At 69.4% G+C, this 12176-nt stretch carries 12 protein-coding genes and 1 pseudogene; 8 read left to right on the top strand and 5 right to left on the bottom strand.

All coding sequences use genetic code 11. From position 1 onward, the window contains the following. Nucleotides 1-28: 28 nt before the first annotated feature. From log to AC5Y2S_RS15240, 7 genes and pseudogenes are all read left to right on the top strand, one after another. Entirely contained in the window at nt 29-574 is a 546-nt protein-coding gene (gene log, locus AC5Y2S_RS15270; RefSeq protein WP_499956923.1) for a cytokinin riboside 5'-monophosphate phosphoribohydrolase, read from the top strand. A 36-nt stretch (nt 575-610) separates the two neighbouring features. Next, the gene (fadD6, locus tag AC5Y2S_RS15265) at nt 611-2395 is read left to right on the top strand and encodes a long-chain-acyl-CoA synthetase FadD6 (protein ID WP_499956922.1); all 1785 of its coding nucleotides are present in this window, start codon (nt 611-613) and stop codon (nt 2393-2395) included. 145 nt (nt 2396-2540) lie between these two features. Then, entirely contained in the window at nt 2541-3365 is an 825-nt protein-coding gene (folP, locus tag AC5Y2S_RS15260) for a dihydropteroate synthase (RefSeq protein WP_499957064.1), read from the top strand. Next, the gene (locus tag AC5Y2S_RS15255) at nt 3362-4336 is read left to right on the top strand and encodes a glucosyl-3-phosphoglycerate synthase (protein WP_499956921.1); all 975 of its coding nucleotides are present in this window, start codon (nt 3362-3364) and stop codon (nt 4334-4336) included. The genes folP and AC5Y2S_RS15255 overlap by 4 nt, the downstream gene beginning before the upstream one ends. A 32-nt stretch (nt 4337-4368) precedes the next feature. Further along, nucleotides 4369-4722 (top strand): DivIVA domain-containing protein, encoded by a 354-nt coding sequence (locus AC5Y2S_RS15250; protein WP_499956920.1) that lies wholly within the window; start codon nt 4369-4371, stop codon nt 4720-4722. Nucleotides 4723-4724: 2 nt separating this feature from the next. Next, a pseudogene (locus tag AC5Y2S_RS15245) lies at nt 4725-5343 on the top strand (DNA-3-methyladenine glycosylase I). A gap of 140 nt (nt 5344-5483) precedes the next feature. Then, complete coding sequence (locus AC5Y2S_RS15240) at nt 5484-5651, top strand: DUF3117 domain-containing protein (RefSeq protein ID WP_003406247.1); 168 nt, start codon at nt 5484-5486, stop codon at nt 5649-5651. 7 nt (nt 5652-5658) lie between these two features. Here the strand turns inward: AC5Y2S_RS15240 and glgA are convergent, their stop codons facing one another. Then, the gene (gene glgA, locus AC5Y2S_RS15235; protein ID WP_499956919.1) at nt 5659-6822 is read right to left on the bottom strand and encodes a glycogen synthase; all 1164 of its coding nucleotides are present in this window, start codon (nt 6820-6822) and stop codon (nt 5659-5661) included. A gap of 153 nt (nt 6823-6975) precedes the next feature. Here glgA and glgC point away from each other — a divergent pair, with 153 nt between their 5' ends. After that, a complete protein-coding gene (glgC, locus tag AC5Y2S_RS15230; RefSeq protein WP_499956918.1) occupies nt 6976-8190 on the top strand; it encodes a glucose-1-phosphate adenylyltransferase in 1215 nt (404 codons plus the stop codon). Nucleotides 8191-8218: 28 nt separating this feature from the next. Here glgC and AC5Y2S_RS15225 read toward each other — a convergent pair whose 3' ends face one another. Genes AC5Y2S_RS15225 through AC5Y2S_RS15210 form a run of 4 tightly spaced genes read right to left on the bottom strand, consistent with a single transcriptional unit; the run spans nt 8219 to nt 12095 of the window. After that, nucleotides 8219-8893, bottom strand: a complete 675-nt coding sequence (locus AC5Y2S_RS15225) for a methyltransferase family protein (protein ID WP_499956917.1) — start codon at nt 8891-8893, stop codon at nt 8219-8221. Between the two features lie 13 nt (nt 8894-8906). Further along, nucleotides 8907-10550: an ABC transporter permease gene (locus AC5Y2S_RS15220; RefSeq protein ID WP_499956916.1), complete on the bottom strand. Its 1644-nt coding sequence runs from the start codon at nt 10548-10550 to the stop codon at nt 8907-8909. Continuing rightward, nucleotides 10547-11467, bottom strand: coding sequence for an ABC transporter ATP-binding protein (locus AC5Y2S_RS15215; protein ID WP_499956915.1), 921 nt, complete (start codon nt 11465-11467; stop codon nt 10547-10549). Before AC5Y2S_RS15215 ends, AC5Y2S_RS15220 begins: the two co-directional genes overlap by 4 nt. Continuing rightward, nucleotides 11457-12095, bottom strand: a complete 639-nt coding sequence (locus tag AC5Y2S_RS15210) for a TetR/AcrR family transcriptional regulator (RefSeq protein WP_499956914.1) — start codon at nt 12093-12095, stop codon at nt 11457-11459. Before AC5Y2S_RS15210 ends, AC5Y2S_RS15215 begins: the two co-directional genes overlap by 11 nt. Nucleotides 12096-12176 lie beyond the last annotated feature (81 nt).

The raw sequence follows: 12176 nt of genomic DNA, 5'->3' as shown, positions 1-12176 counted from the left end.
GCACCGGGCGTGGTCTACCTTTCGTTGTATGAGCTCCGACTGGGCGGTGTGCGTTTACTGCGCCTCCGGTCCCGAGCATGCCGAATTGCTTGAGCTGGCTTCGGAACTCGGCGATGCGATCGCCGAGCGCGGCTGGACCCTGGTGTGGGGCGGGGGCCGGGTTTCGGCGATGGGCGCGGTGGCGAGCGCGGCGCGGGCGCGCGGAGGGCGGACCGTCGGCGTCATTCCGCAGCACCTGATGCGCCTCGAGGTCGCCGACCGCCACGCCGACGAGCTGATCGTCAGTGACACCATGCACGAGCGCAAGCAGATCATGGAGGCCCGCGCCGACGCGTTCATCGTGCTGCCCGGCGGGCTGGGCACCCTGGACGAGCTGTTCGACGCGTGGACCACGGGTTATCTGGGGCTGCACGACAAGCCCATCGTGCTGCTGGACCCCTTCGGGCACTACGAGGGGCTGTGGCTGTGGTTGTGCGGGCTGCTCGACAGGGGGTACATCACGCAAGCGGCGATGGACCGGTTGGTGCTGGTGGATAAGGTGGGGGCCGCAGTGGAGGCGTGCGCACCCGCCTGAGTTTGCGGATCTGCACCTAGGGGAATCGAGGATGACGTGTCCGACCACGACGGGGGAGCCCGCACGGCCGTCAGGCTGACCGACATCGCGTCTCGGGTGCCGGGGCTGCTGGCCGACCTGCCGGCGATCGTGCGCGGGGCACGAACCGGCCTGCTGGCCCAGCCGGGCTCCAAGAAATCGATCGGCACGGTGTTCGCCGAGCGGGCCGCCCGCCACGGCGACCGGGTCTTCCTGCGGTTCGGCGATCAGCAGGTGACCTATCGCGACGCCAACGCGACCGCCAACCGGTACGCCGCGGTGCTGGCCGCGCACGGCGTTGGCAGCGGCGACGTCGTCGCGATCATGCTGCGCAACTCGCCCCACGCGGTGCTGGCGATGCTGGCCGCGGTCAAGTGCGGCGCGGTCGCCGGGATGATCAACTACCACCAGCGCGGCGAGGTGCTGGCGCACAGCCTGGGCCTGCTGGACGCCAAGGTTTTGATCGCCGAGACCGACCTGGTCAGCGCGGTGGCCGAGTGCGGCGGCACGGGCGCCACCGAGACACTGACGGTCGAGGACCTGGACCGCTTCGCCGTCAGCGCGCCGGCGACCAACCCGTCGTCGGCGACGGCCGTGCAGGCCCGCGACACCGCGTTCTACATCTTCACCTCGGGCACAACGGGTTTCCCGAAGGCCAGCGTGATGACGCACCTGCGCTGGCTCAAGGCGCTGGCCGCGTTCGGCGGCATCGGGTTGCGGCTCAAGAGCACCGACACGCTGTACAGCTGCCTGCCGCTGTACCACAACAACGCGCTGACGGTGGCGTTGTCGTCGGTGATCAACTCCGGGGCGACGCTGGCGCTGGGCAAGTCGTTCTCGGCGTCGAAGTTCTGGGACGAGGTGATCGCCACCGAGGCCACCGCGTTCATCTACATCGGCGAGATCTGCCGCTACCTGCTCAACCAGCCGGCCAAGCCGACCGACCGCGCGCACAAGGTCCGGGTGATCGCGGGCAACGGGCTGCGCCCGGAGATCTGGGACGAGTTCACCAAGCGGTTCGGCATCGCGCGCGTGTGCGAGTTCTACGCGTCCAGCGAGGGCAACACCGCGTTCATCAACATCTTCAACGTGCCGCGGTCCACCGGCGTCTTCCCGATGCCGCTGGCCTACGTGGAATACGACCCCGACACCGGCGAGCCGTTGCGCGACGAGAACGGGCGGGTGCGCCGGGTGCCCGCCGGCCAGCCCGGCCTGCTACTCAGCCCGGTCAACCGGCTGCAGCCGTTCGACGGCTACACCGACCAGGAGTCGACCGAAAAGAAGTTGGTGCGCAACGCTTTTCGTGAGGGCGACTGTTGGTTCAACTCGGGCGACGTGATGAGCCCCCAGGGCATGGGGCACGCCGCGTTCGTCGACCGGCTCGGCGACACGTTCCGGTGGAAGGGCGAGAACGTCGCCACCACCCAGGTGGAGGCGGCGCTGGCCTCCGACGAGTCCGTCGAGGAGTGCACGGTGTTCGGCGTCGAGATCCCGCACACCGGTGGGCGCGCCGGGATGGCCGCGGTCCAGCTGCGCGAGGGCGCCGAGTTCGACGGACACTCGCTGGCGCGCGCGGTGTACGGGCAGCTGCCGCCGTATGCGCTGCCGTTGTTCGTGCGGCTGGTGAAGACGCTGGAGCACACCTCGACGTTCAAGAGCCGCAAGGTGGAGCTGCGCGAGCAGGCCTACGGGTCCGACGTCGAGGATCCGCTGTACGTGCTGGCCGGCCGCGACGAGGGCTACGTGCCGTTCTACGACGAGTACCCCGAAGAGGTCGCGGCGGGTAAGCGGCCGAAGGGCTGAGTTGGCTTGCGCCGAGCGTGCGGCCAGCCGCACGTTCGGCGTCCAACGTGCGGCTGGCCGCAGACTCGCGGACCGGGCCAGGCACCATGGATGGGTGCATTCGACGTTCTGCGGCCGGCCGGTCGCGGGGGATCGCCCGCTGATCATGGCGATCGTCAACCGCACCCCGGACTCGTTCTACGACCGGGGTGCGACCTTCAGCGACGCGGCGGCCCGGGACGCCGTCCATCGGGCCGTCGCCGAGGGCGCCGACGTCATCGACGTCGGCGGGGTCAAAGCGGGCCCGGGACAGAGCGTCGACGTGGACACCGAGATCGCCCGGCTGGTGCCCTTCGTCGAGTGGTTGCGCGGCGCCTACCCCGACCAGCTGATCAGCGCCGACACCTGGCGCTCCGGGGTGGCCCGGGTGGCCTGCGCGGCGGGCGCGGACCTGATCAACGACACCTGGGGCGGCATCGACCCGGCCCTGCCCGAGGTGGCCGCCGAGTTCGGCGCGGGTCTGGTGTGCTCGCACACCGGTGGCGCGCTGCCGCGCACCCGCCCGTTCCGGGTGAGCTACGGGAACGCGACGCGCGGGGTGGTGGACGACGTGATTCGCCAGGTGACCGGCGCCGCCGAGCGGGCGGTCGCGGCCGGGGTGGCGCGGGACCGGGTGCTGATCGACCCGGCCCACGATTTCGGCAAGAACACCTTCCACGGGCTGCTCTTGTTGCGACACGCGGGCGAACTTGTTAACACCGGATGGCCCGTCCTGATGGCTTTGAGCAACAAGGACTTCGTCGGGGAGACTTTGGGTGTGGAACTGACCGAACGGCTGGAGGGGACGCTGGCGGCCACCGCGCTGGCGGCGGCGGCCGGCGTCCGAATGTTCCGGGTGCATCAGGTGGAGGCCACCCGGCGGGTGCTGGAGATGGTGTCCTCGATCCAGGGGACACGCCGACCGGCGCGCACGGTGAGGGGCCTGGCATGACGGAGCTCGCGGACCTCGCCGGCGTGGGCATGCTCGCCGCGCGGCCCGGAGACGTCTGGCTGGCCGACCGACGCAGCAGCCGTGGCGGCCGGACGGTCCGCGAGCTGGAAGAGGCGAAGGCCGGCCGGACCGTCTCGGTGGTGCTGCCGGCCCTCAACGAGGAAGCCACCGTCGAGTCGGTGATCGACAGCATCTCACCGCTGGTTGACGGCCTGGTCGACGAGCTGATCGTGCTGGATTCCGGCTCGACCGACGACACCGAGATCCGTGCCATCGCCGCCGGCGCCCGCGTCGTCAGCCGCGAACAGGCGCTGCCCGAGGTGCCGGTCCGGCCCGGCAAGGGCGAGGCGCTGTGGCGCTCCCTCGCGGCGACCAGCGGCGACATCGTGGTTTTCGTCGACTCCGACCTGATCAACCCGCACCCGATGTTCGTGCCGTGGCTGGTGGCCCCGCTGCTCACCGGCGACGGGATCCACCTGGTCAAGAGCTTCTATCGACGCCCGCTCAAGGTGGGCGAGACGGGCGCCGCGGCGGCGACGGGCGGCGGCCGGGTGACCGAGCTGGTGGCGCGGCCGCTGCTGGCGGCGCTGCGCCCGGAGCTCAGCTGCATCCTGCAGCCGCTGGGCGGCGAGTACGCGGCCAGCCGGGAACTGCTGACCTCGCTGCCGTTCGCGCCGGGCTACGGCGTGGAGATCGGGCTGCTGGTGGACACCTTCGACCGGCTGGGCCTGGGCGCGATCGCCCAGGTCAACCTCGGCGTGCGGGCGCACCGCAACCGGCCGCTCGCCGAGCTCGGCGCGATGAGCCGCCAGGTCATCGCCACCCTGCTGTCGCGCTGCGGGATCCCCGACTCCGGGGCCGGGCTGACCCAGTTCTTCGCCGACGGGCCCGACGGTTACGGCTATACCGCGCACACCTCGCCGGTCTCGCTGGACGACCGGCCGCCGATGAACGGGCTCAGGCCGCGCTAGGTTTGTCGGTCGGATAGGGCAATATCGACGGCGTGGCGTTGGTGTTGCTGTACCTGGTGGTGTTGGTGCTGGTGGCGATCGTGTTGTTCGGCGCGGCCAGCCTGCTGTTCGGCCGCGGTGAGCAGCTGCCGCCCCTGCCGCGCGGGACGACGGCGACGGTGCTGCCCGCCTACGGCGTGACCGGCGCCGACGTCGACGCCGTCAAGTTCACCCAGGTGTTGCGGGGATACAAGACCAGCGAGGTGGACTGGGTGCTGGACCGGCTCGCCCGCGAGCTGGAGGCGCTGCGCGGCCAGCTGGCGGCCGTGCACGCCCCGTCGGCCGCCGCGGAAGAAGACCGGCCCGGCGCCGCGGAACCCGCGGACGCCGAGAATCGTCAGGACTAGATATGAACGACGACGGCCTGGTTCGGTGCGGTTGGGCGGCCATTCGGCCCGGGCCGGACTTCGAGATGTACCGCGACTACCACGACCAGGAGTGGGGCCGCACCCTGCGCGACGGGGTGGCGCTGTTCGAGCGGATGAGCCTCGAGGCCTTCCAGAGCGGCCTGTCGTGGCTGATCATCCTGCGCAAACGGGAGAACTTCCGGCGCGCCTTCGACGGGTTCGACATCGAGGCGGTCGCCGGCTACACCGACGCCGACGTGCAGCGTTTGATGGCCGACACCGGGATCGTGCGCAACCGCGCCAAGATCGACGCGACCATCGCCAACGCGCGCGCCGCCGCCGAGCTGGGATCCGCCGAGGACCTGTCCAAGCTGCTGTGGTCGTTCGCGCCGTCGCCGCGCCCCCGCCCGGCCGACGGCTCCGAAATCCCGTCGGCCACCGCCGAATCGAAGGCGATGGCCAAGGAGCTGAAACGGCGCGGATTCCGGTTCGTGGGGCCGACCACCGCCTATGCGCTGATGCAGGCGACCGGCATGGTCGATGACCATATTCGCGATTGCTGGGTGCCCGCCACGCCCGTTTGACGGCCCGATGCCGCATCAGAAGCGGGTCTTTGTGTAACTGCCGACCCGAATAGGGAACAATGGAGGGGTGATTTGGCAGTTCAATGTCGGGTATGGCTGGAAATCCACTGGCGGGGCATGCTCGGCGCCGACCAGGTCCGGGAAGCCGGGCCAGCTCGAATCTGGAGGGAGCACTCGATGGCGGCGATGAAGCCCCGTACCGGAGACGGTCCTTTGGAAGCGACCAAGGAGGGGCGCGGCATCGTTATGCGGGTACCACTCGAAGGAGGCGGACGGCTGGTCGTGGAACTGACGCCCGACGAAGCCGCCGCCCTGGGTGACGAACTCAAGGGCGTAACCAGCTAAGGCGGCGTTACGCGCACACCTTCCGGTAGATCTCCAGCGTCTGCTCGGCGACGTGCGCCCACGAGAAGTCCTCGACGCACCGCTGACGTCCCGCCTCGCCATAGCGCTTCGCCTTGTCGGGGTCGGCGACGAGCTCATTGACCGCTTCGGCCAGGCCGGCCCGGAAAGCTGCCGGGTCCTCGGCGTCAAAGCGCACCAGCGACCCCGTGACGCCGTCCGAAACCACCTCGGGTATGCCGCCCACTCTGGACGCCACCACCGCCGTCGCGCAGGCCATCGCCTCGAGGTTCACGATACCCAAGGGCTCGTATACCGACGGGCACACGAAAACCGTTGCCGCCGAGAGTATTTCGCGCAATTCTCCGATCGGTAGCATTTCCTGGATCCAGAACACCCCGTCGCGCGCACGGGCCAGCTCGGCGACGGCGGCGCGGACCTCCTCGGCCAGCTCGGGCGTATCGGGAGCGCCGGCGCACAGCACCAACTGCACCTCCGGGCTGAACTGGTGCGCGGCCGCCACCAGGTGCGCGACGCCCTTCTGCCGGGTGATCCGCCCCACGAACGCCACCATGGGCCTGGCCGGGTCCACCCCGAGTTCGGCCAGTACGGACCCGCTCTCCGCCGGGCCGGCCGGATACCAGACGCCTGTGTCCACCCCGTTGCGCACGACGTGCACCTGGCTCGGATCCAGCGCGGAGTACACGCGCAGAATGTCTTCGCGCATCGCCGAGCTGACCGCGATGACGGCGTCGGCGCCCAGCACCGCGGTCCGCTCCACCCACGTCGACACCCGGTAGCCGCCGGCGAGCTGTTCGGCCTTCCACGGCCGCAGCGGCTCGAGCGAATGCGCGGTCAGGACGTGGGGGATGTCGTACAGCAGGGCGGTCAGATGCCCGGCCAGTCCGGTGTACCAGGTGTGCGAGTGCACGACGGTCGCCGCCGATGCGGCGTTCGCCATCAGCAGGTCGGCGGACAACGTGGACAGCGCCGGGTTGGCGCCGTGGATGCGCGGGTCGGGCTCCTGGGCGAAGGCATCCGGACGCGGTGCGCCCATGCAGTGCACGTCGACCGGGCACAGCCGGCGCAGCTGGGCGACGAGTTCGGTGACGTGTACCCCGGCTCCGCCGTAGACGTCTGGTGGGTACTCCCGAGTCATCATCGCAACCCGCATACCCGCACCGTAGTTCGGCGACGGGGCCGCGCGCATCTCGGGGGAGGATCGCGCCGCGGGCGGAGCCAAAACCATTGACGGACAGCCCGTCAGGGGGCGGCCAATAGGCCGCTCCCCCTGGCAGCGGTTCGCGGGGGCCGATAGTTTGTAGCCATGAGGGAAGCGCCACACGTGCTGGGGATTGTCCTGGCCGGCGGTGAGGGCAAGCGGTTATACCCTCTGACCGCCGACCGGGCGAAACCCGCCGTTCCCTTCGGGGGCGCCTACCGGCTGATCGATTTCGTGCTCTCCAACCTGGTCAATGCCCGCTACTTGAGAATTTGTGTTCTCACGCAATACAAGTCGCATTCACTCGACCGTCATATTTCGCAGAACTGGCGGCTGTCCGGCCTGGCCGGCGAGTACATCACCCCGGTGCCCGCGCAGCAGCGCCTCGGACCGCGCTGGTACACCGGTTCCGCCGACGCGATCTATCAGTCCCTCAACCTGATCTACGACGAAGACCCCGATTACATAGTCGTTTTCGGCGCCGACCACGTGTATCGGATGGATCCCGAGCAGATGGTCCAGTTCCACATCGACAGCGGGGCCGGCGCGACGGTGGCGGGCATCCGGGTGCCGCGCAGCGACGCCAGCGCGTTCGGCTGCATCGACGCCGACGACTCCGGTCGCATCCGCAATTTCGTGGAGAAGCCGCTGGAGCCGCCGGGCACCCCCGACGACCCGGAGACGACGTTCGCCTCGATGGGCAATTACATCTTCACCACCAAGGTCCTCATCGACGCCATTCGCGCCGACGCCGACGACGACCACTCCGATCACGACATGGGCGGCGACATCATCCCGCGGTTGGTCGACGACGGGATCGCCGCGGTCTACGACTTCTCCGACAACGAGGTGCCCGGCGCCACCGACCGCGACCGCGGCTACTGGCGCGACGTCGGGACGCTGGACGCGTTCTACGACGCGCACATGGACCTGGTCTCGGTGCATCCGGTGTTCAACCTGTACAACAAGCGCTGGCCCATCCGCGGCGAGTCGGAGAACCTGGCGCCGGCCAAGTTCGTCAACGGCGGCTCGGCCCAGGAGTCGGTGGTGGGCGCCGGCAGCATCATCTCGGCGGCGTCCGTGCGCAATTCGGTGCTGTCGTCGAACGTCGTGGTCGACGACGGCGCCATCGTGGAGGGCAGCGTGATCATGCCGGGCGCGCGAGTCGGCCGGGGCGCGGTGGTGCGGCACGCGATCCTGGACAAGAACGTGGTCGTGGGCCCCGGCGAGATGGTCGGGGTGGATCTCGAGAAGGACCGCGAGCGCTTCGCGATCAGCGCCGGCGGCGTGGTCGCGGTCGGCAAGGGCGTCTGGATTTAGCGCGGCTGGTTGGCCGCTCGCGAGGTGACTACCACACGTTGGGCACCAAGCGATACCGCACGTGCTGCGCGTATTCGCGGTACCCCGGCAAGTCCTGGACGAGCAGCTTCTCCTCGTCGAGGATGCGGAAGACCAGCACCGCGATTCCCGGGACGACGAAGAGCAGCCCCCAGTACGAGCCCAGCGCCAGCGGCATGCCGACCATCATGATGACGTTCCCGACATACATCGGGTGCCGGACGAGCTTGTAGACGCCGTCGGACGCCACCTTCTGGCCGGCTTCCACGGTGATGTTGGCCGCGGCGTAACTGTTTTGGATGATCACCAGCATGGCCAGACCGAGTCCGGCCGCCACCAGCGCGTCGCCGAGCAGGGACAGCCACGCCGGCACCGTGGACCAGCCCATCCGATGATCGAGTGCGCTGAACGCCATCATCGCGAAGAGGACCAGGAACGAGCTGGTGATGATGACCTTCTGCGCCGGCCTGGTCTCCGCCCGCGGGCCGGCGTGCATGCGGCGCTGTAGGGCCGCCGGGTTCGCCTTGGCCAGGTAGATCGTCGGGCCCAACGAGGCCACCGTGAACACGGCGAGGAAAACCCATGCCTGCCAGTAGTGGAACGTGCCCGCCGGTCCGAACAGGATCAAGCAGGTCGCGGCGGTCCCGAAGACCGAGGATGCGGCCAGTCGAATAGCGGTTTTCATGATCGTGCCCTCCCTAGCTACGTAGATCACGGCGTCGAAAAGCCATGATTCCCAAGGTGATCAGCGCGGCGTCGATGGCCAGCAGCCACAGCAGCGGCGCGGCGGTGAAGTCGGCCCCGACCCGCGGCGTGTGCGCGAACGGTTCCAGGTCTTGCACCCACTGCGGGAACCGGGCCAGCGAACCGATCAGGTACACGGTGATGAACGCGATCAGGACGCCCCATGCGACCGGTGTGAACCGCGGGGCCAGGCCGAACACCGCGACGGTGACGGCGGCCAGCAGCCACACGGCGGGCAACTGGACGGCCGCGGTGCCGACGACGACGGCGACCTTGCCGCCGACGTCGCCGGCCGCGACCCCGTAGACGAGCCCGCCCGCCACGCCGCTGACCAGCATCGCGATCGCGGACCCGGCGAGGGCGGCCACCAAATGGCTTGCCAGCCAGTGGGTTCGGGAGACCGCGCCGGCCAGCGCGGTCTCGGCGCGCTGGCCGGTCTCCTCATGGTGCGGGCGCAGGGCGAGCGAGATGGCGAACGCGGCGGCGACCATGCCCATCATGGCGTATGCCACCGCGATGAAGGCCTCCTCCAGGGCGCTGGTGCCGCCCATCCGCGCGACGATGTCGCGCACGATGGCGCTGCCGCCGATCTCGTCGCCGATGCCGTGCACCACGCTGCCCATCAGCAGGCCGTACAGGCACAGGCCCACGGTCCACAGCACCAGCGCGCCGCGGTCCAGCCGCCACGTCAGGCCGTCCACGCTGCCCAACCGCGGGCCGGCGCGGCCCGGACCGGGACGTTCGGCGATCAGCCCGGCGCCCACGTCGCGGCCGGCGAGCAGCCGGTAGGCGACCAGGGTGAGCACGGACGTCGTCGCCACGTGCAACAGCAGCACCCACCAGCGATCGCCCGCGTACGGACGGACCTGCAGCGACCACCCCAGCGGCGAGAGCCACGACAGCGTTCCGTCGCCGGCGTCACCGATGGCGCGCAGCGTGAACGCCGTCCCCAGCACCGCGAACGCGGTGCCGCGGGCGACGCGGGCGCTCGGCGAGAGCTGCGCGGTGACCGCGGCGACCGCGGTGAAGACCAGCCCGGAGCACGCCAGCGCCGCGCCGAAGGCGAGCGACCCGCCGCGCGGGATGTCGGTGGTCAGCAACCCCACCGCGCCGATCGCGCCGGTAGCGATCGACGCCCCGAACGACAGCAGCAGGGCCGCGCTCAGGCTGGCGTACCGCCCGACCGCGGTCGAGTCCACCAGTTCGGTCCGGCCCGTCTCCTCGTCGGCGCGGGTGTGCCGGATCACCGTGAGGATGACGGCCACCGCGATCAGCAGGTGGAACATGCCGGCCTTCCAAATGCCAACGGCGCCAACGCTGTGGTTGTACACCTGACCGTAGAGCGCGCGCTGGGCCGGGCTGGCCATGATGGATGCCGCGAACCCGGCGCGGGCGGTCTCGGAGGGGTAGACCTTCAGGACGCTGCCGACGTAGACACTGGCCAGCGGCACCGACAGCAGCAGCACCCACAGCGGCAACGAGACCCGGTCGCGGCGCAGGTACAGCCGCAGCATCCCAAGAGTCCCGGAGAAATTCGAACCGGCCCGGGGCGCCGGGTGCGCCGGGTGGCGGGGCCGATCCAGGGTCGCGGTGCTCATGCCGAGACCTTGTCGGTGGTGTCGTAGTGGCGCAGGAACAGTTCCTCCAGGGTCGGGGGCTGGCTGACGAGGCTGCGCACGCCCGCGTCGCCGAGGGCCCGGATGAGTTCACCCAGGCTCTCGCTGTCGACCTGGGCGCGCACTGTGTTGCCGTCGATGCTGACGTCCTCGACGCCCTTGATCCGCCTGAGATCGCCTGGGTCACCGATTATTTCGGCGCGGATCGAGGTGCGGCTGAGGTGCCGCATGGACTCCAGCGTGCCGCTCTCGATGGTCTGGCCGGCGCGGATGATGGTCACCCGTTCACAGAGCGCTTCCGTTTCGGCCAGGATGTGGCTGGACAGCAGAACCGTCGTGCCACGGTCGCGCGCCTCGGCGACGCACTGCTGAAACACGTTCTCCATCAACGGGTCCAGGCCGCTGCTCGGCTCGTCGAGCAGGAGCAGCCGCGCGCGCGACGAGAAGGCCGAGATCAGGGAGACCTTCTGCCGGTTGCCCTTCGAGTAGGTGCGCGCCTTCTTGTGCGGGTCGAGGTCGAATCGCTCGATGAGCTCGGCGCGACGTCCTTCGTCGATGCCCCCGCGCATGCGGGCCAGCAGGTCGATGGTCTCGCCGCCGGTCAGTGACGGCCACAGCGTGACATCACCTGGTACGTAGGCGATTTGGCGGTGCAGCTCGACGGCGTCGGTCCACGGGTCGCCGCCCAGCAGCCGGACGCTTCCGCTGTCTGCCTTCACCAGGCCCAGCAGGATGCGGATGGTGGTCGACTTCCCGGCGCCGTTGGGTCCGAGGAAACCGTGTACCTCTCCCGCGCGCACCGTGAGGTCGAGGCCGTCCAGCGCGCGTACCGCGCCGAAGTTCTTTGTCAGGCCACGGATTTCGATGGGTGCGACATTGGCGGAGTTGTCAGCCGGCATGGGATTCTCCTTGATCTTCTGCTGCCAGAAATGCGTCGTACATGGTGCGATCGACCATCAGGCCCTCGGTGTAGATCTCGAGGGCCGGCAGGATCATGTCCCGGGCGTAGTCGCGCAGGACCGCACGCAGATCGGTTGGGGTGTCGTGCATTTGGATGTAGAGCAGGAGGCTGCCGCCTCCGGTGATGCCGAGATATTTGGCTCTGGCCTTCGGATCGCGGCTGGGCTTTATCGTGCCGGCCCGCACGCCCTCTTCCATGTATTCTTCGGCGTTATCAATCATCCTCTGCCACAACATCTTCGCGAGGTCGCCGCCGGTCTGCATGCTACGCACCAGGTAGGCCGTCATCGGGGCGAATTCCTCGATCTCGGCGAGCTGCGCGAACCAGGTGGCGGGATCGTTCGACTTGATCGTCTCCGACTTGGTGTTGCGGATCTGTTCGGCGATGTACTCGTCGCAGGCCTTGCGCAGGCGTTCCTTGGAGCCGAAGTGGTGGATCACCAGCGCGGCGCTCACCCCCGCGGCTTCGGCGATGGCCCGCAGACCCACGCCGAAGCCGTGCTGTCCGAACTGCTCGATGGCCGCGTCGCGGATTCGAGCCGTCGCGGTCAGGTCAGCTGAACGCATGTTCAGTAGATTAAACGCGCGTTCAGCCGCCGGTCAAGGGGCGCCCCGTCAGGAACTCGTAAAGATTTGGCTCGCCGGGAG

It is taken from the genome of Mycobacterium sp. NGS69, from assembly GCF_059812165.1.
This window is presented reverse-complemented; position numbering and strand designations above follow the sequence as displayed.